At 38.7% G+C, this 25,227-nt stretch carries 17 protein-coding genes, 1 tRNA gene, 1 pseudogene and 1 riboswitch; of the genes and pseudogenes, 14 read left to right on the top strand and 5 right to left on the bottom strand.

Features of this window, described 5'->3' with window-relative positions; all coding sequences use genetic code 11:
- Positions 1-10: 10 nt before the first annotated feature.
- The 9 genes and pseudogenes from ACFVS1_RS00450 (at position 11) to ACFVS1_RS00490 (ending at position 10,860) form a co-directional block, all read left to right on the top strand.
- On the top strand, positions 11-1,366 hold the full coding sequence (locus tag ACFVS1_RS00450; RefSeq protein ID WP_387544639.1) for an acetyl-CoA carboxylase biotin carboxylase subunit: 1,356 nt from the start codon (positions 11-13) through the stop codon (positions 1,364-1,366).
- 5 nt (positions 1,367-1,371) lie between these two features.
- Positions 1,372-2,136: a LamB/YcsF family protein gene (locus ACFVS1_RS00455; RefSeq protein WP_352925708.1), complete on the top strand. Its 765-nt coding sequence runs from the start codon at positions 1,372-1,374 to the stop codon at positions 2,134-2,136.
- 383 nt (positions 2,137-2,519) lie between these two features.
- Positions 2,520-4,565, top strand: coding sequence for a sigma-54 interaction domain-containing protein (locus ACFVS1_RS00460; protein ID WP_387544640.1), 2,046 nt, complete (start codon positions 2,520-2,522; stop codon positions 4,563-4,565).
- Between the two features lie 18 nt (positions 4,566-4,583).
- The gene (locus ACFVS1_RS00465; RefSeq protein ID WP_387544642.1) at positions 4,584-5,459 is read left to right on the top strand and encodes a 5-oxoprolinase subunit B family protein; all 876 of its coding nucleotides are present in this window, start codon (positions 4,584-4,586) and stop codon (positions 5,457-5,459) included.
- Complete coding sequence (locus ACFVS1_RS00470; protein WP_387544643.1) at positions 5,460-6,437, top strand: 5-oxoprolinase subunit C family protein; 978 nt, start codon at positions 5,460-5,462, stop codon at positions 6,435-6,437.
- Positions 6,438-6,879: 442 nt separating this feature from the next.
- Positions 6,880-7,452 (top strand): TetR/AcrR family transcriptional regulator, encoded by a 573-nt coding sequence (locus ACFVS1_RS00475; protein ID WP_387544644.1) that lies wholly within the window; start codon positions 6,880-6,882, stop codon positions 7,450-7,452.
- A 61-nt stretch (positions 7,453-7,513) separates the two neighbouring features.
- Complete coding sequence (locus ACFVS1_RS00480; RefSeq protein WP_387544645.1) at positions 7,514-8,944, top strand: MDR family MFS transporter; 1,431 nt, start codon at positions 7,514-7,516, stop codon at positions 8,942-8,944.
- Positions 8,945-9,150: 206 nt separating this feature from the next.
- Positions 9,151-10,196: pseudogene (locus tag ACFVS1_RS00485) on the top strand (alkene reductase); the annotation flags it as partial.
- Between the two features lie 142 nt (positions 10,197-10,338).
- The gene (locus tag ACFVS1_RS00490) at positions 10,339-10,860 is read left to right on the top strand and encodes a P-loop NTPase family protein (protein ID WP_387544647.1); all 522 of its coding nucleotides are present in this window, start codon (positions 10,339-10,341) and stop codon (positions 10,858-10,860) included.
- A 124-nt stretch (positions 10,861-10,984) separates the two neighbouring features.
- Here ACFVS1_RS00490 and ACFVS1_RS00495 read toward each other — a convergent pair whose 3' ends face one another.
- From ACFVS1_RS00495 to ACFVS1_RS00505, 3 genes are all read right to left on the bottom strand, one after another.
- Entirely contained in the window at positions 10,985-12,391 is a 1,407-nt protein-coding gene (locus ACFVS1_RS00495; protein WP_387544649.1) for a M20 family metallopeptidase, read from the bottom strand.
- Between the two features lie 36 nt (positions 12,392-12,427).
- Positions 12,428-13,687, bottom strand: coding sequence for an amidohydrolase (locus tag ACFVS1_RS00500; RefSeq protein WP_387544650.1), 1,260 nt, complete (start codon positions 13,685-13,687; stop codon positions 12,428-12,430).
- A 118-nt stretch (positions 13,688-13,805) separates the two neighbouring features.
- Positions 13,806-15,350 carry an AbgT family transporter gene (locus ACFVS1_RS00505; RefSeq protein ID WP_387544651.1) on the bottom strand — a complete coding sequence of 515 codons (1,545 nt, stop codon included), beginning with the start codon at positions 15,348-15,350 and terminating at the stop codon, positions 13,806-13,808.
- Positions 15,351-15,819: 469 nt separating this feature from the next.
- Here ACFVS1_RS00505 and ACFVS1_RS00510 point away from each other — a divergent pair, with 469 nt between their 5' ends.
- Positions 15,820-17,124, top strand: a complete 1,305-nt coding sequence (locus tag ACFVS1_RS00510; protein WP_387544652.1) for a helix-turn-helix domain-containing protein — start codon at positions 15,820-15,822, stop codon at positions 17,122-17,124.
- A 363-nt stretch (positions 17,125-17,487) separates the two neighbouring features.
- Here the strand turns inward: ACFVS1_RS00510 and ACFVS1_RS00515 are convergent, their stop codons facing one another.
- Both ACFVS1_RS00515 and ACFVS1_RS00520 read right to left on the bottom strand, forming a co-directional pair.
- Positions 17,488-17,616 (bottom strand): hypothetical protein, encoded by a 129-nt coding sequence (locus ACFVS1_RS00515; protein ID WP_323599568.1) that lies wholly within the window; start codon positions 17,614-17,616, stop codon positions 17,488-17,490.
- Positions 17,617-18,462: 846 nt separating this feature from the next.
- Positions 18,463-19,785 carry an alpha/beta hydrolase family protein gene (locus ACFVS1_RS00520; protein ID WP_387544654.1) on the bottom strand — a complete coding sequence of 441 codons (1,323 nt, stop codon included), beginning with the start codon at positions 19,783-19,785 and terminating at the stop codon, positions 18,463-18,465.
- 357 nt (positions 19,786-20,142) lie between these two features.
- A riboswitch (M-box (ykoK) riboswitch) is annotated at positions 20,143-20,308 on the top strand.
- Positions 20,309-20,566: 258 nt separating this feature from the next.
- Here ACFVS1_RS00520 and mgtE point away from each other — a divergent pair.
- The 4 genes from mgtE to ACFVS1_RS00540 all read left to right on the top strand — a co-directional run bounded on the left by mgtE (position 20,567) and on the right by ACFVS1_RS00540 (position 24,540).
- Positions 20,567-21,925, top strand: a complete 1,359-nt coding sequence (gene mgtE, locus ACFVS1_RS00525; RefSeq protein WP_387544655.1) for a magnesium transporter — start codon at positions 20,567-20,569, stop codon at positions 21,923-21,925.
- Between the two features lie 373 nt (positions 21,926-22,298).
- Positions 22,299-23,327, top strand: a complete 1,029-nt coding sequence (locus tag ACFVS1_RS00530; RefSeq protein ID WP_387544656.1) for an NADP-dependent oxidoreductase — start codon at positions 22,299-22,301, stop codon at positions 23,325-23,327.
- A gap of 533 nt (positions 23,328-23,860) precedes the next feature.
- Positions 23,861-24,274, top strand: a complete 414-nt coding sequence (locus tag ACFVS1_RS00535; RefSeq protein WP_063235961.1) for a YbjN domain-containing protein — start codon at positions 23,861-23,863, stop codon at positions 24,272-24,274.
- Between the two features lie 192 nt (positions 24,275-24,466).
- A tRNA-Gly gene (locus tag ACFVS1_RS00540) sits at positions 24,467-24,540 on the top strand.
- Positions 24,541-25,227: the final 687 nt, after the last annotated feature.

The following is a 25,227-nucleotide window of genomic DNA, read 5'->3' on the forward strand; positions in this document are numbered from 1 at the left end:
GGAAAAGTATATGGGCTATTTTAAAAAAGTGCTGATTGCAAACAGAGGGGAAATTGCTAGGAGAATTATTCGTACTTGTAATAAGGGAGGCATTCAAACAGTCGCTGTCTATTCCGAAGCCGATGCAGAGGCTCCTTATGTCAGTGAGGCGACTGAAGCTGTATGCATAGGTCCGGCTCAAGCGAAAAAGAGTTATCTTGATATTGAAAAATTGATTCAGGTAGCAAAAGAAACTCATGTCGATGCTATTCATCCTGGGTATGGTTTCTTATCTGAAAATCCGGAATTTGTACGCAGATGTGAGGAAGAAAACATTGTCTTTATCGGTCCCTCTGCGGAAACAATAAATATTATGGGTAGTAAGCTTGAAGCTCGTACCCAAATGCAAAAGGCGGGCGTTAGGGTTGTACCAGGTACGGATAAAAGCATTGAGTCAGTGGATGAAGCATTGCTGATTGCGAACGATCTTGGCTACCCGCTCATGTTAAAAGCTAGCGCCGGTGGTGGTGGTATCGGGATGCAACTTGTTCAAGATGATGCAGAGCTAATAAAAGTGTTTGATGCGACAAAACAGCAAGCTACTTCATTTTTTAAGGATGGAACAGTCTTTTTAGAAAAATGGATTTCAAAACCCCGACATATTGAAGTGCAAATTGTCGCTGATACATTCGGGAATGTCTTACATTTATTTGAACGGGAATGTTCGGTCCAGCGCCGAAATCAAAAGGTGATAGAAGAAAGCCCTTCACCATTTCTAAATGATACCCTTAGAAAAGAATTGTTGGATGCAGCCATTAGAGGTGTAAAACAAATAGACTATACAAATGTAGGCACTATGGAATTCATTTTTGATGAAAATCAAAATTTCTATTTTCTTGAAATGAATACTCGTTTGCAAGTAGAACACCCAGTAACTGAAGAAATAACAGGACTGGATTTAGTTGAATTACAGTTAAAAATTGCTGCCAAGGAAAAACTGACAATCACACAGGAAGAGATAAACAAAACAGGACATGCGATTGAATGCAGACTTTATGCAGAAGATCCTATTACTTTCTTTCCTAGTCCCGGTGTAATTTCTAGGTTGAAATTACCTGAAAACGATGTAAGGTTTGATTTTGGCATCATTGAAGGCAGTGCGGTGACCCCTTTTTATGATCCGATGATCGGAAAAATTATTGTACACGGCATAACACGTGATCAAGCAATAGAAAAAATGCAGCGAGTGCTTGATGAGATTGACGTACAGGGAGTTAAAACAAACCTCCAGCTTTTAAAACAAATCATGAAAAATAACCAGTTTATAAGTGGTAGTTATACGACTCAATTTTTATCAGAAAATAAAATTCTCGTGCTTGAGGGGTGAAAACAATGTTTAAGGTAGATTTGAACTGTGATATGGGTGAAAGCTTCGGTCTTTATGAATTAGGTAATGATGAAGAATTAATGCAGTCCATTTCCTCAGCAAATATTGCTTGTGGTTTTCATGCCGGAGATCCCCATGTTATGAGAAAAACAGTGGAACTCGCAAAAAAATATGATGTGGGAATTGGTGCACATCCAGGGTTTCCTGATTTATTGGGTTTTGGTCGTCGCTTCATGAACTGTACACCCTTAGAAATTAAAGACTATGTGATGTATCAAGTAGGTGCTTTAAGAGAATTCAGCGCTGCAGCAGATGTCAAAATCCAGCATTGTAAACCACACGGAGCTTTATTTATGAAAGCAATGGAAGATAAGACTATAGCACGAGCAATAATAGAAGCAATTCATGCTATCGATCCAAATATGGTCATATTTGCGCTTAGCCAATCTGAAGTGATGGAGGAAGCGATAAAAATGGGTGTCCCTGTTGCGAAAGAAGCTTATGCTGACCGGGAACATACTGAAAGCGGGTCCATTTTGTTAACGAGAACAGGCGCACAAATCAATGATTATGAAGGAATGGCGCAGCGAGTTGTCCGTATGGTCAAAGAAGGAAGAGTTATCACACATGATGGAAAAGATGTTTCTATTAAAGCAGAGACCATTTGTATTCATGGAGATACACCAGGAGCGCCGACTCTGGCTAAAAAAGTTGTAGAAGCTTTAAAAGAGGGCGGCGTAGAGATTGTCCCTATTAAAAAGATTATCTAGTAAGGTACTGGTCCTAAAATGTATATTGGTATAGTAGTTGGCCTCTAATTATTGAACAATGCTCATTAAAAAGGATTAATAGATTAGTCAACCCAGTAAATGACTAGACTCCGGTATTGAATGCCGGAGTCATTCTGTTTAGCCCCCAATAAAACGAATTGTATTGTAATTGTATGCCTCTAGACACTCTTCAATTAAATTGTAAACTTCTCAAACTAAGCCCTAGTTCTTTCACTTGTCGTTGAAATTACAAATACTTATTAAAAGATATAATTAACATAATAATCAAAAAATTATATATATTAAAATAAATCTGGATTCATATCCGTATCAATAAAAAGTATAATAAGATAAAGATTTAGTTATCGGGAGGGGTGAGTAAGTTGATTATTTGGAACGATATTCTTAAACCGATTTCAGTATATGTTGATAATCAGAGCACTATTGGAGCTGTCATTCGAAAATTATCAGATCATAAAGCGAATATTGTGTTTGTAAAGGATGAGGGGTCTTTAGTAGGCTATAGCACAATAGAGATTCTAATGCACCAAATTGCTCAAAAGGAAGACTTATCACAGCCGATTAGCTATAAAAATGATATTTTAAAAGTTCCGCAGTTTCTCCCTGTTAAATTCTTCCATAACGTTACTCTCATTATAGGGGAAGATGCTAATGGAGAAATTGTTGGCTACACTACAATTGAACAAGCACGGAATAAAATCAGTGAGTTGAATTTGAAGGATTTAAATCTCCTTTTACATGGAGCTGGAGTAGGAATTGTCCGAACGAATATCGATTACCAAATAGAATACATTAATGAAACAGCAGAAAGTATTTTAGGTCTCCACCGTTCATTTCTACAGTTTCGAGACTATAAAATGCTTTTAACTATAGATAAAAATCTTGATAAAGTCAGGACTGGGGAAACTCTTATAAGTGTGAACGCTTCTATTAACTTTAAACATACAGTAGGGAATTTTTACCCCTTAAAAATGGAAGATAAAATAAAAGGACTTATACATATTTTTTTCTCGCGTGAAGTTTTCGAGGATTCTGTTAAAGAATTAGACTTTGTTCGAAGTCTGAATTCTGATTTACAAACGGTATATTCTTCATCCCAGGAACAAATACTTGTCATTGACGAAAGTGGTAAAATCATCCGAGTGGCGGGAATGTTTCTTCATGATTTTTGGAAAGTGGATAATCCAGAAAACATAATTGGTAAGCATATAAGTGAGTTTGCGGAAAAAAACATTTTTCAGCCAAATGTTTTTGAACTATGCAAGAAACAAAAGAAAAAGGTTACATCGATTCAGGACTCCATGGGAAGAAGTAGAGTCTGGTCTGTCGCAACCCCGGTATACCATGAAGGGATTTTAGAAAAAGTAGTTGTACTTTCAAGGGACATAACACATGAAAATTCCTCTATTCTAGATCAGTCGGAAGTAGGTTCTCAAACGCAACATGATTATGATGATTTAAAAAATAACGAAAAACAACTAGTTTATCGTTCGAAAATAATTGAGCGCTTAATGGTAGAGATAAAGCGAGTAGCACAATTTAATTCGACTATTCTACTCGAAGGTGAATCCGGTGTTGGGAAAGAAGTATTCGTCCAGCAAATTCATTCAGCCAGTCCCCGGAGTAACCAGCATCTAGTTCGGATTAACTGCGGTGCTATTCCAGAAAATCTCATAGAAAGTGAATTGTTCGGTTATGAGAAAGGGGCATTTACCGGTGCAGATAAAAACGGGAAAGCAGGCTTGTTTGAGATTGCTAATAACGGCACGCTTTTTCTCGATGAAATTGGTGACCTCCCTTTAAATATGCAAGTGAAGCTATTACGTGTGTTTCAGGAACGAGAAGTGACTAGAATTGGCGGAACCCAACCGAAACCTGTAAATGTTCGAATAATAACGGCAACGAATAAGGATTTACGAGAGTTGGTGAACCAAGGTGAATTCAGGGAGGATTTATACTACCGATTATATGTTATTCCATTTAGTATTCCGCCATTACGAGAACGAAAAGAAGATATCTTTCCCCTCGCCATTTATTTTTTGGAACAATTTAAAAAAATGTATGATATCAATAAAAATTTCACCCCAGAAGCCATTGAAGTTTTAGAGACATATTCATGGCCGGGAAATGTAAGGGAACTTCAAAATATAGTGGAGCGCTTAACGTTATTGGGAGATGGAGAATGGATAAAACGGGAGCATGCATTGAAATTTCTGTACGGGGAAGTTCAAAAAAAGAAAACACAACTAATGGTTTTAGAATTAATGCCACTTAAAGAAGCGGTAGAAGAACTGGAAACTCAACTTATTCAAAGAGGGATGCAAAAATACGGAACTGCCGATAAATTATCTAAGGTGCTAGGTGTTAGTCCTGCGACAATAAGCAGGCGGATGAAAAAGCTGAAATAATAAAGGGGGCGACAATTATTGTTTAATTTGCCGGAAACTCATTTTAATTTTGGTGGAGACGAATACATTTATGCTGAAATTTCTCGTGATATGAGGATTGAGAGTAACTTTAAAGCAATTGCGGTGACGGAGGAGCTAAGAAAAAGAGAGATTCCAGGCATTATTGATATTGTTTCATCCAATTCCTCCTATTTAGTTCGTTATAACCCGGACATCGTCTCAGCAAGAGATTTACTGGACTATTTAAAAGAAATAGATTTAACGAAAAGCAATCCTGAAAAGTTAAATTTATCTGTACGAATAGTAGAAATTCCAGCATGGTACGATGATCCAATCTCACGAGAATATTCCCAGCGTTTTAAGAGCAGACACCCTGACCCTGACTTAACAGACTTTGAATATGTGATGAAAGTAAATGGGTTTACAGACAAAGAATCATTTATAAAATCTCATTCAGAGACACCCTATTTAATTACGATGGTTGGATTCCTGCCAGGAACGGGTTGGCATTTCCCGCTTGGATTGCAGCCAAATGAGATCATTCAAGCACCAAAATATAATAGTCCCCGTACAGAAACGCCGGAAAGAGGCATTGGTATAGGTGGAGCATTCAATGTGGTTTATCCAGTCAATGGACCAGGTAGTTATCAATTGATAGGACGATCAGCTATCCCTTTAGTAGATAAAGCAAACCCATTAGAAGAGACTTCTTTTTTGGCGAGACCTGGTGATATATGGAAATATCGTCCTGTTAAGGAATCTGAATATAACCGGATAGAAAGTAGTGTACATACTGGAACATATCTTAATAAAGTAAAAGAAATTGATCTTTCTCCACTTGAATATGTACAAAAAGGAAAAAAGTATATCGATGAGCTCATGGAGGATTTTTAAATGATAGAAATTAAGGAGCCTGGGTTATGGACAACGGTACAGGACATGGGACGCATCGGGAAGTATCATCTGGGCGTACCGCCATCAGGAGCAGCTGATAAATATTCATTTATGATTGGGAACCTTCTTGTAGGAAATCCAGCTGAATTTGCATCACTTGAGATGACATTATTAGGGGGAAAGTTTGAATTTCATAAAAATTTAATTATTGCCCTTACAGGTGCTCCAATGGAAGCTTACTTAAATCACCAACGATTATCATTCTGGGAAACCCACCAAGTAAAAGAAGGAGACATTTTAACGATAAAAGCTTGCCAACAAGGGGTGAAAAGTTATTTAAGTATCTCTGGTGGCATAAAGGTTCAAGATGTTTTAGGTAGTAAATCAACCTACGAACTAAGCCAGATTGGGGGCTTTGATGGCAGAAAGTTAGCTTCAGGCGATAGAATACAGATTAATGAACCATTGCCAGGGGCTTCAAAACAGATTGGTAAATCTGCTCCACTAGAATTCGTCCCAACCTTTAATGATTTTCAAGAATTACGTGTCACAATGGGGTTATCGGGTTACTTATTGAGCGATCAAGGGTTAAAAACTTTCCTCAATTCGGAATGGATCGTTTCGCATGAATCCAACCGGGTTGCTTACCGATATACTGGCCCAAGAGTATCATTCACTGAGCAATATCCACCATTCGGTGCAGGAACTAGTTTTTCGAATGTTGTTGATTTTGCATATCCTATAGGATCTATTATGTTTACAAATGAGGAAGAACTGATTGTTTTACATAATGATGCAATGACAGGAGGTGGTTTTGTCACAATAGGCACCGTCATAAGCCAAGATTTAGATTTAATTTCTCAATCTAGACCTTTATCGAAATGTCACTTCATGACAGTTACCATTGACCAGGCCATCCAAGCGCGAGCAGAAAGATCGAAAAGGATGGAAATCTTGGTTAGTCAGATTAAAAGATAAGTAGTGACTAAACCTTTGTACTAAAATAATAACGCTCTTTTCTATAAAGGGAGCAGAATGTACAGTATTAAGTGAAGAGGCTTAAAAAAACACTGCGATAGCAGAGGCGGAAAATCAAGAGGTTCTAGTCAAAAAGGAATTTAGTTGATTGAAGTCGACTTCCTGTTCCGGATAAAATGCCAGGGCCTAAGTAAATGAAAAATTTAATTGTTTTAAGTAGGCTTTTGTCTTGTGTTTTTCAGCAAAAAGAACACCAATCCGTGGTGTTCTTTTATGTTTTTATATAGTTATTCCTGAATAAAATCGCTTGGTCAGTTCGTTTTTTCTGCCTATAAGGAGACCCTATCCATTTCACATGCTGCTATCTACATTGACAAAACAATGATAGACAAGTATAGTCTCTAATAGACCGGTTGATATAATTTTAAGGGGTGATCCAGCTATGGCAGAGAAACGAAACTCTAAAGACATTCTTATTGAAGCTGCTTCCCGACTTTTTCGAATACGTGGATATTATGGTGTAGGGCTTAAGGACATTATTGAGGAAAGCGGAATCCCAAAAGGTTCACTGTATCATTATTTTCCGAAAGGCAAAGAAGAATTGGCGATAGAGGCGATTATTCATACAAAAGAATTCGTGATAGATGAAATTCAACGGGGTTTTGATGAAATCGATGACCCCATAAAAGCCATTCAGGCTCATATTTTTCAATTATCCGAGGTATTTGGTGATAGTGAAAATCTATTAGGACTGCCAATCGGAACGATTGCAGCAGAAACATATACGACGAGTGAGCAGATAAGAACGGCCTGCCAAGAAGCGATAGAACATTGGCAATCTATATATGTGAAGAAATTACTTGAAGCGGAATTCAGTGAGAAACGGGCAAAAGAATTGAGTATCGTAATTAATGCTTTAATTGAAGGCGGTATCCTTTTATCCTTAACGGCGAAAAGCGGGGAACCTCTCCATGCCATTGCCGAACAGATACCATTATTGCTGATAAATAAATAAGTCATACGGAAAAATTATCTTAAGCTTAGGTCGAACAGTTAGTAATTGGAGGAAATATTGTATGTCTACAGATGCAACACAGCAACAAAAAACAGTCATCAGAACGACCCCCATTTTAATAGCATTTTTAATTGCAGGGTTCATTGGGTTGTTCAGTGAGACGGCATTAAACATGGCGCTGGGCGATCTAATACAAGAGTTCAATGTCAGTCCTTCCACCGTGCAATGGCTGACAACGGGTTACCTATTAACATTGGGGATACTGGTTCCCGTTTCGGGACTCTTGATTCAGTGGTTCAATACTCGTCAATTATTCATTGCATCAATGGTGTTCTCCATCATTGGGACGCTCATTGCAGCCATTGCACCTGGGTTTGGCATCTTGATGCTAGCCCGTGTCATCCAGGCAATCGGAACGGGTCTTTTATTGCCTCTCATGTTTAATACAATACTATTGATTTTCCCTATTCATAAAAGGGGAGCGACGATGGGATTGATGGGGCTGGTGATCATGTTTGCCCCAGCAATCGGGCCGACAGTTTCAGGTTTGATTATTGAAAACCTGAAGTGGAATTACATTTTCTGGGTGTCTTTGCCGTTCTTTGTGATCGCTTTACTATTCGGCGTCAAATATATGCAAAACGTTTCAATAATCACCAAACCAAAAATTGATGGACCATCTATTATTTTATCGACCATTGGTTTTGGCGGAATTGTTTATGGCTTTAGTATTGTCGGAGAACAAGGATGGAGCAATGCGATGGTTCTTTCTTCGATCATTGTTGGACTTATAGCGCTATTCCTGTTTGCTGTAAGACAATTCAACATGGATAAACCGATGATTGACTTGCGCGTATTTAAATACCCGATGTTCACATTAGGTTTAATAACCGTCTTCATCACCTTCATGGTCATCATGTCATCCATGATTCTCTTACCACTATACCTGCAAACAGGGCTTGCATTAGCTGCGTTTTCTGCTGGGCTTGTACTATTACCGGGTGGAGTGCTTAATGGTATCATGTCTCCGGTTACGGGGCGCATTTTTGATAAGTTCGGGCCAAGAGGGTTAGTGATCCCTGGCTTCATTATCATGATTGTCATGTTATGGACCTTGACGAACGTAACGACTGAAACGACGATCATTATGGTAGTCGTCATGCATTCCCTCCTTATGATTGGTGTTTCGATGGTCATGATGCCGGCCCAGACAAATGGGCTGAATCAACTGCCGAAAAAACTTTATCCGGATGGAACGGCTCTAATGAATACATTGCAACAAGTATCAGGGGCCATCGGTACAACCGTTGCCATTACTATCATGTCAGCATCCCAAAAAAGTTATATGGAAAATGCAGAAGATCAATTCGATCCATCTGCCATTAGCGGTTCATTGACTGCAGGCGTTCAAGATGCCTTTATTTTCGGTCTTGTCCTTGCAATCATTGGTTTGATCGTGTCCTTTTTTATCAGAACAGCGCGAGACCAATAAGATATTAAAATAAATTAGCCAGCAGGGGAAAGAGTTTCTCTGTCTGGCTTTTTCATTGGTCTTTATTACCAGATTTTATCAAAAGCTCTAAAATTAGAGTTAATTATTTGAAAATTAACCACTTATCGGATAATCTTACACAATGATAGTTACTAAATTTAGCTCAGGTAAAGCGGTTAACAGGAGGAACTTAAATGAAAACAATAAAAACCAAAATGTTTGAACCTGTAACAATAGGCGCATGGAATTTAAAAACAAGAACGGCTATGGCTCCTATGACACGGGCGTTTGCCGATAACGAAACTGGTGTTGTGAATGACCTGACCGTAGAATATTACCGAAAACGGGCTCAAGATGGAATCGGACTTATCATTACTGAAGGTGTAGTGATTTCACCAAGAGCAAAGGGCAATCCTGGAGTTCCCGGTATATATACTCAAGAGCAAATCAACGGGTGGAAAAAAGTAACGGAAGCAGTACACGCTGAAGGCGGAACGATTATTGCGCAAATCTGGCATGTGGGCCGTGCAAGTCACCATGAAATTGCAGGAGGACTTCCTCCACAGGCTCCGTCACCTATCGCTGCAGAAGGAAAGGTTTCACGATTCGGCAAACCTTTTGACACTCCTGAAGAAATGACAGAGACGGATATTGCAGAAGTGGTGAATCAATATAAACAAGCTGCAAAAAATGCAATGGATGCTGGCTTTGACGGCGTTGAAATTCATGGTGCACACGGCTACTTAATAGACCAGTTCAATTCTGACACCTCCAATAAAAGGACCGATCGGTACGGTGGTGATTTAAAACAGCGCCTGACTTTTATGAAGGAAGTGCTAAAAGCAGTTATTGATGCGGTTGGAGTGGAACGTACCCTTATTCGTTTCTCGGCTTTGAAAATTGACCAGCCATCTTACATGTGGGAAGACCCTGAAAAAGCGATCCAAACATTTATTGAAGCGTTCAATGAAGCAGGAGTCAAAATGATTCACCCATCCACGATGGAATTTACCAAACCGATTGCAAGAGGATTGACCATGCATGAATTGGTACGCAGTCATTGGGAGGGAATGATAGTCGGTGTGGGAGGGCTTGATCCTGAAACAGCAGAAGCTGCACTGGAAAAAGGCATCATCGACGTTGCTGCGATTGGACGTCCGCTTTTAGCCAACCCGGATTATCTGGCACGAATCAAGCAGGATGAAAAACTGTTGATTATGAGGCGAAGAAACATTTAGGGCAACTGATTTAATAAAGATAAGATATAAGGAAGGGCTTGTTCATGACAGGACACTGCAGAGAGCCATACTTCCTTTTCTATAACCGATGCGATTCTTCTTCAAGAAGGGTCGCCTTTTCTTATGAACATAAAAGGGAGAGTGGATGGTATATCAATGGAACGTATCATGGTTGTCGGAGTGTCCGCGGGTGTCGGGAAATCTACTTTTGCAAGAAGACTTGGAGATACTTTGAATATCGAGGTACACCATTTGGATACATACTACTGGAGGCCTGGCTGGGTGGAGGCTCCGTTAGAGGATTTTATTTCTGCTCAGAAGGAAATATTGAGACATGACAAGTGGATCATGGAGGGCAATTATAGTAATTCTATTAAGTTACGTTCGGAGCTTGCCGATACGATTATTTATTTAGAACTTCCTCTCCGTGTTTGTCTTTACCGTGTTATAAAACGATGGTTGTCTTACCTAGGTAAAACAAGGCCGGATATGGGCAAAGGCTGCAATGAAAAATTAGACTGGCAGTTTGTTAAATTTATCATGACCACCTACTTTTCTCGCAGGAAAGAAATGAAAATCAAATTGGCAGATATTCAAAAGAGAGACCCTGAAAAGGTGATAGTTATATTAAAAAGTAAGAAAGAAATTGAAGGATATGTGTTGAATGTGAAGGGATAAGCTTCTTCCTATTAATTTTTATGATACTTAGAGATTTTCAAATCTGGGGCTTTCCTGCTCTTAACATCTAGCTAATAAGCACAAATGGAAAAGGGATCTTCCAATCGAAGATCCCTCAGACTCTTCATCTTTTTACTGAAGGCTTTACATCATGCGGGATAGGGGTGATATAGCCTTTTCCTTGTAATCGTTCTTTTAGCTCTGTTTTTGCCTTTTCAATTAATTCCGGATTTTGAAGTACTTCTACTGCAGTTGCCGCAATAACCTTCCCAGCATGAAGCATTCCTTTATGGGCAATGGTTGTTGATCCCAGTGTAACCCACTGCCAGCTATGCAAAGGTGACCCAAGAACAAAACAAGCCGTTGTGCATTGGGCAGTAGGAACAATCCAGCTAACATCTCCCACATCCGAGGAACCTGTTAATGGCGCTTGGAGGCCCTCAATGGGTTCTAACCAATTTGCCAATGCATCACCTTGATTATCTTTAAAAGGGAAGATTGTACTGTTCCTTTCTTGTTCGGTTAAGGTGGAGCGGACTTCTTTGGCAAGCTGTTTTTCCCTATCATCGTGTTGTGGAATGCCTAATTCTTGAAAATTCTTGTACATGACGGAATCTAACACAGTGTTTTGGATAACATTGGAACAGGCTTTGTCGAAAACGATTTCCAATTCAGTTCCTGTCATCAGGGCAGCGCCTTTAGCAATATTACAAACTCTCAAATAAATATCTTGAACTTGTGAAACTTCTGGAGCGCGTAATAAATAAAGAACTTCGGCATCTTGTTGGACAACATTAGGAGATAATCCACCTGAATTCGTTATTGCATAATGGACTCTTGCTTCTTGGATGATATGCTCTCTTAAATAGTTCACACCAACATTCATAAGTTCGACGGCATCTAAAGCACTCCGTCCCAAATGTGGTGATGCTGCTGCATGGGAGCTTTTTCCTTTAAACTTATAATACACTTGGAAATTGGAAAGTGAATCCATCGACATGACGCCGTTAACATCCAGTGGATGCCAACAAAATGCAAAATCAACGTCATCGAACAAACCTTCTCTGACCATGAAGGTTTTGCCTGATCCTCCTTCTTCTCCAGGACATCCATAATAACGAACTGTCCCATTTATATGATTCTCTTTCATATAATCCTTCACTGCAACAGCTGCAGCTAAAGATCCCGTACCAAGTAAATTGTGACCGCAGCCATGGCCATTTGCACCTTGTACTATTGGCTCCTGTTTAGCTGTAGCCGCTTTTTGACTCATACCTGACAATGCATCGAATTCTCCCATGATTGCCACAATAGGTTTACCGGTTCCAAAGCTGCCAATAAATGCCGTTTCTATGTTTCCAACACCTTTTTCAACAGAAAATCCTTCGCTTTCCAATGTTTTGCATAGCAATTCAGCAGATTGATATTCTTCAAAACGTGTTTCTGCAAAATTCCATATACGATCACTAACTTCAATGAATTTATCTTTTTTTTGTTCAATGATTTCCGATAATCTATTTACATATGTCATTTTTCACTCTTTCCTTCCTATATATATTCTGAAGAATTATTTTAATAGGCGTCTTGCAATTAGATTCAAAAGTTTGGCACACCTTGGTAAAACTTCTTCTTGAATATCAAATTTAGGGTGGTGATGTGGTGCAGGAATATCAGTCCCGATAATCATATATGTCCCTTTCCCGCCATTATCCTGTACTCTTCGAATCATGAAACTTGCATCTTCGCTACCTGCAGAGCCGGATTCCCTGCAAGCTTTGATTGTTGAAAAACCATCTACATTCCTGGCTTCTTCCATGGCCAGTTCGACAAGTTCTTGATCACAACGAATCGTAATTGCTTGACCTATAATTTCAATTTCATGTTCAAGCTCATGCATACCTGCACTATGAGCCACGATATTTCGAACACGTTGCTCCACTTCAGCATTTGTTTCTTCGGATACAGAACGGGTTTCAATGATCATTTTTGCATGCGCTGGAATAATATTAGCGGCTGTTCCTCCATTAAGAACACCTACGTTCACACGGGTTGAGCCTGAACTGAATCTAGGAATGGCATGAATATTTAACAATGCGGTGGCTGCTCCTAATAATGCATTTTTACCTTTTTCAGGAGAAGCACCTGCATGAGAAGATACCCCATGAAAATGGGCAGTCATTTTCGTACTTGCTAAAAAGCCGGAAGACCCACCGTGAAATTCTCCCAGAGGGACATCTGTGCCAAGGTGCAGACAATATATATGATCCACATCATCCAAAATTCCTTTTTGTACAATTGAATAGGCACCGCGCACTCCCTCTTCAGCAGGTTGAAAAATAAGCTTTACCGTTCCTGAAAAATTCCTATCCGCTAATTTTTCAGCAAGTCCTAAGCCAATTGCCGTATGGCCATCGTGTGCACAGGCATGCATATTTCCTTCATATTTGGAACGAAAACCGTTTATTTGCGGGAAGTGGTCAGAATCAATACTTTCCGTAACAGGCAATGCATCCATATCAAAGCGGAAAGCTACGGTTGGGCCATCCATTTTTCCTTTTAATACACCGATGACGGCAGTATATCCGCCCTCCATTTCTTGGAGGATTTTTGGATTGGCGCCATCTTGTAAGGCTCTATTAAATGTTTCCTCTAATACTTCGATAGAGGGGACTCCACGGCGAGAATCACCATCTAGAGCATCTTTGCCAAATATCACATTATATTTCAGTGAAGTTAATGCTTCCACTACCTTTGAAGCAGTTCGAAATTCCGTAAAGCCAACTTCCGGGTGTTGATGAAGATCACGTCTTAAAGAAATAATATCCAATTCGTTTCACTCCTAATTTATTTGATGATAATTCATATAATACGTTTGTTGTCTAGACCAAGCGGCCCAGCCCCTCAAGTCGCTTAAGGGGCATGCGAGGCGCTTGGGATTTTTCAAATTACGGTAATTTCGGAGATACCCCGGGACCAATTGGGAGGCCGAGGAAATACCAAACCACAACCAATAATGTCCAAATGATGAAGATGATAATCGGATAAGGCAAAATAAGAGAATAATAAGTTCCTAGTTTTGCATCTTTTCGATACTCTTGTAAGAAACTTAAGAATAGTGGGACAAATGGAGATACAGGTGCCAATGGCAATACAGATGAATCCGCTACCCTGAACAACATTTGGGCGAAGGCAGGATGATAGCCTAATACCATGAACATTGGGACAAAAACGGGTGCTAATATAGACCATATTGCCGATCCGCTGGCAATGAACATGGAAAGAAGTCCAGATAAGAACATTAGCCCTATTAGGACAGGTGCACCTTCTATGTTTAGCTGTTCCAGGAGATCTGTAATGGATAAAGCCAAAAATTTACCCATATTGCTCCAGTTAAAGCAAGCGACAAACTGGGAAAGCGGGAAAACCATAATAATGAATCCGGCCATTCCTTTGATTGGGTCTACCAATAATTCCGGAATGTCATTTTGTTTCTTGATTGCCCCCACCTTAACTCCATAAGTAATGGAAACTGTAAAAAAGAAGAGTAAGATGATTGCGACAATTCCAGACATGAATGGAGAAGGGAGGATGGCTCCAGTTTCTGGATTTCGTAATAGGGCTCCTTCTGGAACGACTAGAACGGCCATAACAGCTATAAAAATCAATGCTGAAATACCTGTAGCCAGGAGTGCTTTGTTTTGTTGTTTCGTTAATTGCTCCAATTTTTTATGCTGACCGCCACCTTCATACTTCCCTAAACGCGGCTCAACAAATTTATCTGTTATCAAGGATATAACTACTGTGAGTACGAGAACGGAAGTCGCCATAAAGAACCAGTTATCCGTAACATTAACGGTCAAATTTGCATTCATGCCTTTCGCTACTTCCGAACTGATTCCTGAAAGCAAGACGTCTGTTGTGACGATTAATAAGTTGGCAGTGAAACCTGAACCAACCCCAGCGATGGCAGCGAGCAACCCTGCAACAGGGTGCCGTCCCACAGCAAGGAAAATCAAAGCTCCAAGGGGAGGCATGATGACAAGTGCAGCATCAGAAGAAACATGACTGAAGAAGGCAACAAATACAACTAAATAACTTGCGTATTTCCCTGAGACCTTTAACGACATTTTCCGAATCAAAACTTCTAACAATCCGACCTTTTCAGCAAGTCCCACTCCCAGCATTAGGGCTAAAATAGATCCCAATGGTAAAAACCCTGAAAAGTTTTTAATCATATTCGGCAAAATCCATTGGATGCCTTCACGGCTTAAAAGGTTTTGCACTTCTACTTTCTCTCCACTAATGGGGTCCGATGCCGAAACATGGAAAATTGATAAGAGAGCGGTTACAACAAATAAAAAGGCAATCATATAAATAAATAAGATAAAGGGGTGGGGGATTTTGTTTCCTATTCGCTCTATTCGATTGAAAAAACCACCCGTTTTCTGATTTTGAAGATTAATTGTATCTTTGATTACTTTTTGTTCCATTACATTCTCCTCCTAAACCTTCTTCCATTTTTAGTTTTGCGTTTTTGCAGCATTCCATTTATAAAACTTTTTCTCTAAGCCTGCCCTACACTCAAATTACCGTCTTTGATCCTTTGTGAACTTCATTAATTCCTTCCCAATATACTGATTTTATTTAACGAATACTTAGCGCTATTTTCGTTAAATGTATTATATAATTAAGAATAATCTATTTCAATAAAATTTTCTGAATAAAGGGAAATTATTTTCTGGTAATTGTTGTGAAGTAAGCAATGGGATGCGAAACCATTGAATGATATGCCATTCTTGAACTTACGATAGATAAGTAAACTATATTAAGCAGCACCGTTTATTCATGTCAAAAGGTGCTTTAACATGCTTGTATTTTTGGATGCCATTTTTATTCCCTGTTAGGGTTGGTTATTTTGATATAATAAAACGAATAGTATGATGTAGGGGTGAAATAAACTTGTATAAAATTGGGGTTGTTGGTCCACTTTCATCTTTAAAGAAAATTCGGGATGTTACTAATGAATTTGAGCATGAAATAGATTTTATTGATTTTCCATATGAAGATGCACGTGAGGTAACGGACATTATAAAAAAACATCAAAGTACAGTAAATGGTTGGTTTTTCTCTGGTCCGGTTCCTTATAGAATAGCAAAAGGAATGTTGGATTCAGAGGCCAATTTTACATATTGTCCCCCTGTAGGATCTAGTTTATATAGATGTTTATTACAAATGTCTGCAGATCAAAAACATTTTTTCGATAAGTTGTCCATCGATATGATTCGATTGGAAGACTTTTTTCTTCATGAGTCGCTGCAAGAGCTGGGGATTTCCACTGAACATATTTATGTAAAAACATTTGATGAACAATATGATTATCAAGAAATTGTCCAATTTCATCTTCAGTTGTGGAGGGAAGGGGAGGTACATGGGGTCCTTACCGTTTTGCAATCTGTATATGAGGCCTTGAAAAAGGAAAATGTTCCTGTCTACAAAATTAATATGACAAAAATGGAAATTCGGCAAGCGGTCAAGATTTTAATTGAAAAAGCAAAAAGTACTTATTTCAAGGATAGCCAGATAGGTGTGGAGATCATAGAAATTGATCAGTTTGATCAATTTGTGGACGAGGTCAATATTCGTTACCATCTACAGCATTTGGAGCTTAAGATTAAACAAACATTGCTTACATTTTGCGAAAAATTAGATGGATCCCTCATCGAAAATGGAAACGGACGCTATCAAATATTTAGTTCACGAAAGGCCATTGAACGGGAAATTGGCAGCTTGCGAAGTACTGTTCAACAACTGGCTCTTGAGATGGATGCTTCTGTTGCAGTCGGCATTGGTTTTGGTGAAACGGCTGCATCGGCAGAAATCAATGCCCGCAAGGCAATCCGTCATTCAAAAAAGAAAGAAAGTTCTGGAATTGTTGTCATCCAGGAAGATGGTGTAATGATCGAATCCGTAGGTCAAGAAGAACAATTGGCATACACCTTCCGTTCCAATGATAAAGAACTGCTGGATAAATTGAATCAGGCTAACATTAGTGTGAAAACGTATAAAAAGATTGAAGCATTGATTGATCGTATGGGCTGGGATGGCTTCACTTCCTCGGATTTAGCTTCCCATTTATCCATGACCGTTCGAAATGCCCAGAGAATCATGAGTGGTTTGAGTGAAAGCGGTTTAGTGGAGTACAAAGGAGAAGAACTTCAATCTCCTCGAGGAAGACCTCGTAAAATTTATATGTTAAAGAAGTAACACCTCGACGTTCTTGGTAAACACGTAAATGAAATTCAAGTTCCGATGATAGTTTTGTGCATGAGGCTTCTAAAAAATGCTAATAAACCGCTAATTTCAGTCATAAGGGTGGTCAATAAAAAGTTTCCGGTGAGGATAGCCAATAATCCTAATGAGAACATCAAGTAAATTGCCCCATTTAATTGCGGAAGCACTTCTCCAGTACCAAAGGATAGTATGAGATTTGCACATGAGGTTTAACGAGTATTCATTTTTGGATTAAGGGGGAAGGCGAACTTTTGCCCTTTTTAATCTCTGCCAAATAACTAAGAAGATATCTGCAAAAAAACAACCGGTCTGAATATGACCGGTTGTTTCATTTAGTTACTCTGATTTAGAGCTCTGATCTTTATTTCTTTTATTTCCTTTGCTGTTGTCCCCGCTAACAGGGGCTTGTCCGTGTAATTGCGGTGAATTTTGGTTTCGGCTGCCTTTATTGAATTTTTTTGTCATGTCTCACATCTCCTTTCTTTTTTCAAATACAGTTTGTCCCTTTTTGGTGAACTTATGTTTTTCACTTGTAAGGAACAACTTTGTCATATTTTTCATTCACGCTAGTAAGGTAGCTCGGTAGAAGGATAGGTAGAATATCATTACCTGTTGAAGAAAGCTCTGCCCTATGGAGTTACAGAGGACTGAGTTAAAGTCTTAAAACGCTTGTTGTCGGGCCTCCCTGTTTATCAATCTGGAAACAGTAAGGGGAAATGTCATGTCACTTTGAGAATCTTGCAAAGACAAGACGTGCAAAACGGCTGTTATGACTGTTGAAAGTTCTAATTATGAAGAGAAAATAATCGTTAGGGAAAGTTCGGAAACTAGAGGATCCTTTAACATAGTTCGTTCAAGAGGTTAGAAGTACATAATTACCTTATTTTTAAAAGGCTTGCAGTAGTAGTTTGAAGCTCTGAAAAAAGAACAGCATATACAGATAAATGATTTCAAGGGTACATGTGGCATGGATTTATACAAAATCTTCCTCTTTATTAGATTACCTGCCATTTTTCTTCCATAATAAACGTATTTTTTATTCTTATGTTCTTTCAAAAAAGATTATTAGCTTAAAATATTTAAAAGTGACAGAGTATCCCGTAGAAAATATAAAAAACAAAAGGCAGAATGATTCTGTCTTTTGTTTCAGGAAATATAGAATTATTAAAAGAGATTTAACTCATTTAATTAACTATGCAATTTATATTCTCGAAGGGTGTAATCTTCAATTTTGATCTCCTTATATACCTTAGTATTATAGGCACGAGAATCATTTGAGTGATCTTTTCAAACCCGGGGAAGACACAATTCTCAATTGGTATTTATGTCATTTTTGTTTAAAAATTCAATGATGCCACTCACCAATCCAGGGGATAATGGTAGTTCAGGATCTGTATAGGTTGCTAGATTTCCCGCTCGATCTGCCGGGGCTTCTTTCAATACATGATTCATCTTTTCGAGTAATAGTAATTCAGAATCGCTTTTTTCCTTGTGTAACGCTTTTGCGTTAGTGGCCGGCACTTGAATGTCTCTATTGCCATTTACGATTAGAACAGGGATATTCAGTTCTTTTACTGATTCTAGCGGGTTATATCCAATCCAAGAAATCATGTAAGGTTGAACAGAGGGGCGGAATACACTTTGCAGATCAGCACTGACAGTCTCGACCTGTTTTCCTTGTTTTAGCTTTGCCAGGATATCTTTGGATTCCGTTAATAACGGCGGTGTAAGCTGCTCTTCAAGCTGTTTGATGAGTACTTGGTCAATAGGTTCGCCTGCACCGGCCAATGAAATGAATATGTCTGTTTCTGTTTTCTTTGCCGCTGCCATTCCAATTAAAGAGCCTTCGCTATGGCCGATGATGCCAACTTTGGAAAAACGGCCATCCTTTTTGGCAAATTGGACCCAAGCAGCTGCATCATCAATATACTGCTCAAATCTCAGGTCCTCTTCTTTTCCTGCCAATTTCATATTTTCGCCAATTCCGCGCTTATCATACCTAATGCTTGCAATCCCTTGTTCTGCAAGACTCTTGGATAACATTTTCAAACTATTATTTTTTCCGGGATTTGCGATGGTGTTACCATCTTTATCGGTCGGCCCGGAACCCGCAATTATAATCATCACAGGAAAAGGCCCTTCATTTTTTGGTGTTTCTAAAAGGCCTTTAATGGTTCCGTTCTTTAAGTCGGCCTGCACGATTTCACCGGATTCTTTTACTTTAACTGCCTGATCGGATTTCTTGAGCAATTCAAAGGGGAAGGCTTGCCCTTTTTGAACAAATGTTCCTGAAATCTTTTCCTGATCTACTTTCCCATCAAAAGTAATTTGCTGATTTTGGATTTTCATATCAAAAAACAAGTCTGATTCACTTAACCTTACCCTTGTTAAGGGGAATTCGCTCAACCCTTGTACAGGAATACTTATCGTTCCATCTTTCTTCGTAAAATGAACAATGATTGGAAGCGGTTGATTTGGGATCTTAATATCTCCTTCCCATCTGCCTTCAATAGCATTCAATGAGCTCACTTCCTTCGGTTTTTCTTCCACCTGTACCTCGTCCTTCGTTCTGCAACCTACCATTAATACAGCAGCACTTACGATCATGCATATAATCGACAAAGTTCTTTTCATTTTATCAAGTTCCTTTCTTAGAATAATTAGAGATAAAAAGATATTTTTTATGTGTATTGTTGTATCAGTCATTGGATATCTGTCTTCATTATAAGTAAGATTCAATATATAATTCCAATATTTTCCCTTGTGGTTGCATTTATTTCTCCGTTGTATCTTTTTAAATAGGGTGGCGATTGTGGCTGTGAAGAGGGACGTTTTAAAAAAGTATCGAAGAGACATTCAATCAGACCATCTTGATCGGGATTTTGTTTACACAGTAACTTTTTTGGGGGAGGGATGTCAGGTCAAAATTAGCATTATTTGAATCAAACATTGACATCTAAAAGAAACTCTTTTAGAGTGGATGTGTAAATTAAATATCCTCGTTAGGTGAGGCTCCTGTGTAGGAGATACGCTACTGCCCAAAAATGTCGAAAGACGCCAATGGGTCAACAGAAACCATCGACATAAGGTGGTTTTTAATGTAGCTGGCTTTGTCCTATGCCACACAGTGCTAAAGCTCTACGAATGGAGGAACTGGATTTATGCTTGTATTTGTCATTCAGTCATATACGACTGTTTGTATTTGTCATTCAGACAATGTACGCATCTAAACCGTATTTCACACCTTCATTTGTCATGGAGGTGTTTTTATTTTTTTCCTGGGGGTGGGGATGACTATTCACGACGACATACCCGAGAATGAAAACAAGATTTTGGAAGGGGAATAAATATTTTTTTACTCTTAATATTTAAGGGGAATATTTTTGGGCTCCCCTAAAAAGGAGTGAGTGACGAAATGATAAAAGTCCTGACGGAAGATCAAATGACTTTACAAATCATAAAGGTTTTAAAAGAAGGAAAAAAGAAAGAATTTCAAGCAATATTAGAAGAACTCCAACCATATGACATTGCGCGAACTTTTGAGGGGCTCCCAGAAAAACACCATACACGCTTCTTGTTATTACTTGATTCAGAACAAATCGCTGAACTGATTCAAGAAGTTGAGAAAGTGCATCAATTAAAAATCCTTAGTAAATTAGGAATAGAGAAATCCGGCCATGTAATGGATTTGATGGATAATGATGATTTAGCTTCATTGTTAGAGGACCTATCCCCTGGAAAAATTGAAGAACTTCTTTCAGGCATGAAACAAGAAGAATCAAAAATCGTTCAAAATATCATGAATTATCCCCCTGAAACGGCAGGGCGAATAATGACAAACCGTTTTGTCTGGATCCCCCAACATTATACGGTTCGTGAATCAGTTGAAAAACTGAAAATCTTTGCGGAGTTTTCGGAAACGATCAATTATCTTTATGTAATAGATCATGATAAAAAATTAGTAGGTGTTGTCTCATATCGGGATTTAATAATAAATGATGAATCTGAAAAAATTCAAGATATTATGTATAGCCGGGTTATCTCCGTTTTTGCTTATGAAGACCAAGAAGAGGTAGCTCGTGTTATTGAGCGATATGATTTTTTAGCAATTCCTGTAGTTGAAAAAAATAATGAGTTATTAGGAATTGTAACCGTCGATGATATTATTGATGTGGTCATTAAGGAAGCGAATGAAGATATTGAAAAATTATCGGCATCCGGTAAAGCTATAGACTTTGACACGAAGGCGCATGTGGCCGCATATCGCCGGCTTCCCTGGCTTATTTTACTTTTGTTTATCGGATTAGTGTCTGGAACCATTATAAGCGGTTTTGAAGAAACATTGTCCAAAGTTGTTGCTCTGGCCTTCTTTATGCCGATGATCGCAGGGATGACTGGAAATACAGGTACTCAATCTTTAGCTGTTGTTGTAAGGGGCCTAATCACTAGTGATACGGATGAAGGAGTCGTGACGAGACTTATTATTCGGGAATTGAAAGTGGGATTGATAATAGGCATTACCTGCGGAATATTGATTTCCATCATAGCTTATGTTTGGCAGGGAAATCCCGTTCTGGGATTAGTGGTTGGAAGTTCGTTAGTGATGACCCTGATTATCGGGACTTTAGCTGGGACCATTATTCCTTTAGTATTATATAAATTCAACATCGATCCTGCAGTTGCTTCCGGTCCGCTAATTACAACACTAAATGATATACTCTCGTTACTTATTTACTTTGGAATTGCCACGATGTTTATTTCAAAATTGATGTAGACTATCCATTAAGTTTTTTCAAGGGCGAACATGTTCTTAATGATTGCAGTACAAATTGTCCAGGCTGATGTTTTAAATCGGGAAATTGCGGAGTTTGAACATCTGCCAAGCAAACAATAAAAATAGAGTTTTAAACTGCGGCCTTTTCTCGGTAACCAATCGGGGAAAGGCCGTTAAATTTTTCTTGGGAGTGAACCGTATATTGAAATGAAAAACATGGGACATAATAGTTTGTAGCAAGTTTGGGGTTTTCAGGAAAGGTTACATAAAGAGTGTTATGGAAGCAATAGCCAATCATATTCTTTGACCTATGAACTTCATCAGTGATACGCTTCTTTTCGAAATTACGTATTCAAACCAAGGAGGAACAATGATGACACAAACTAAACAACAAGTAATCACCCTGGCAAATCGTCCAAAAGGTATGCCTTCGAAAGGGGATTTCAACTTTGTTGAGAGTGAAGTTCCCACACCAAAGGATAATGAGATTTTAGTACGTACACTATATTTATCTGTCGATCCATACATGCGTGGCAGAATGCAAGATACCAAATCATATATTGCTCCATTTGAACTGAATAAGGTCATTACGGGCGGCGTTGTTGCTGAAGTTGTTGAATCCAAATCGAATTCCTTCAAACAAGGGGATGTCGTTGTTGGAAATATCGACTGGGCAGAATACACAGTTGTCACCGAAAAGGAAATCCGCGTGATTGATCCCAAGGTGGCCCCGGTCACAACTCATTTAGGGATTCTTGGAATGACCGGTTTAACTGCATACTTTGGTTTGCTTGATATTGGTAAACCTCAAGAAGGTGAAACGGTAGTCGTTTCAGGAGCCGCTGGAGCAGTTGGTTCAGCAGTCGGACAAATTGCTAAGATTAAAGGTGCGAAGGTTGTGGGCATCGCTGGTTCAGATGAAAAACTTGAGTATTTAACGAAAGAGCTAGGATTTGATGGAGCCGTAAACTATAAAAGTGATAGTTTTGCGACAGATTTAGCTAATGCTGTTCCTGATGGGGTCGATATTTATTTCGATAATGTGGGCGGCGAGGTGTCCGATGCTGTTTTCACGCTTTTGAATGCAAATGCCCGAATACCATTATGCGGAGCGATTTCCTCGTATAACGCAGAAGGAAAAGATCTAGGACCGCGTCTGCAATCGGCGATGATCAAAACAAGTGCACTAATGAAAGGTTTCACAGTTGGAAATTATGCAGCTAGATTCCAAGAAGGTGCTACGGATTTAGGTAAGTGGCTTCAAGAAGGAAAGCTGAAGTATGAAGAAACGATTATTGAAGGGTTCGAAAACACGCCTGATGCATTTTTAGGTTTGTTTAAAGGAACGAACCTTGGTAAACAGCTTGTAAAAGTTGCGGAACCTGAATTCGCTCAACTATAAGTTTTCTGGAAATAAAGCTGAGAAAGGTCCTTTTTTGTGATTTTTAAGCAGCTTATGACAAAAGCGGCCTTTTTTCGATTTTCAATCGGGGAAAGGCCGTTTTCCTTTCAAGTTAAAATATGATCTTTCATTACCTTTAGTGTATCTTTTGATCCATATGAAGGATATTAATTATTAAAAGTCACTTCATCAGACATAGCTTTCACTACAGAGGTAATGGAATCTTTAATGAAAGGATACATTTAAAATGAGGAAGTCGATCACATACGAATAAAGAAGTGCCAGTAATAGAAGGATACTCAAAAATCCGCCAGTGAATTTTGGACCTGCAAGATGCGCTTCGGTTTTGCGGGGAAGCAACTGGCTAATCAATCTATTGATCCTCGTATGGGAGTTCATATTTGAATCCATTTCTTTAAATGAGTGATTCTTCGCCCCTATTAATAGGATGAAATTGGAAGAGTTATAGAAAAGTCTGTAAAAATGACAAATTTCATTATAAAATGTAATGATAAAGAGAAAGGTGATGAACCATGTCAAACGTTGCTAAATTTCGTGATTTTTTAACTAGTGAGAAAATCTATATGAATGAGTTGAATGAAGATGGCACCACCTTTTTTAGGGCTGAGCAAAAGTTAAAGGACGGGTGGAAGGTCCTTTTAGTATTTGCTTTCAATCAAGATGAAAATGTGGCGGACTTATTTTGCTTTAATGTCGCAGAATTGAAGAATCCTGAAAAGAAACAGGACGTACATACACTTTTGAATGAATATAATGCTAATTTTAGGTATTCTAAGCTGTATGAGGAAAATGGGACCATTTCCATTCGGTATTCATACTCCATTGAAGGGGATATCGTACCGGATCTGGCGTTCAGGAAGTTAATCATGCTGCTTGAAACGGCACAGCAGGTTTATCCGCGGTTAATGGAAGTCATTTGGTCTTAAATCATCATATATAGGATGAAAAAGTTCTCTGAATCAGGGGACTTTTTAACATTTTTACTAGAGTGAATGAATATATTAACGTTACAATACGCTAATTATTAATTTTTTTTAAAAGAACTATTGCATTTTTTCACATTAAACTATATAATTAATTTTGTTGATTGGTAATTCGACAAACTTCTACAAGAATCTGCGGGTGTAGTTTAGTGGTAAAACCTCAGCCTTCCAAGCTGATGATGAGGGTTCGATTCCCTTCACCCGCTCCAATACATACTCATAACGTAGGGTTTCGTTACCTGGAGAACGAAGCTTTGCGTTTAAATATTATTACAAGAATTCTACTGTTTACAGTGGGATTTTTTTTATTGTCCAAATGACCTGCATTTTATGAAAGCAGTGTTCCTGTATGTCATACGGAGTTTTTTTGCCCAAACTGGCAAGTTGTGAAGTCGAAGTCTGATTAGCGACGGGTAATGGGGAAGAGAAAGACGTGCCAGGCTATGTAACCATAGATTATTAAACCCGCCAATATTATTAGGGTGATTATCTATTCTAAAGTCAGAAAGTAACCATAGTTATGGTTGCAGTTTGGCGACAAAAAAGGATTGGGAGTCCGAATAGCTTCACTGGATTGTAATTAAAAGAAAAAAACTGTAGGCTGGACTCATCCGAACCAAGTTTAAGACTAGGTGATCTTTCATGTTTTTTACTGTAATCCTTAATAGATAGAAGAAATTTGCGACACTCCTGCCGAATAACTGGCTAGTCGAGACCCCGAAGGCGCTTGCGCTGAGGAGGCTTGGCAGACAGTCGACGGAAAGGGAGCAGATTTCTGGAATCAACTGGAATATTATTGAGAAAAAACTGTAGGCTGGACTCATCCGAACCAAGTTTAAGACTAGGTGATCTTTCATGTTTTTTACTGTAATCCTTAATAGATAGAAGAAATTTGC

Source organism: Peribacillus sp. NPDC058075 (assembly GCF_042885195.1).
In the GTDB taxonomy this organism is placed as follows: Bacteria; Bacillota; Bacilli; order Bacillales; family DSM-1321; genus Peribacillus.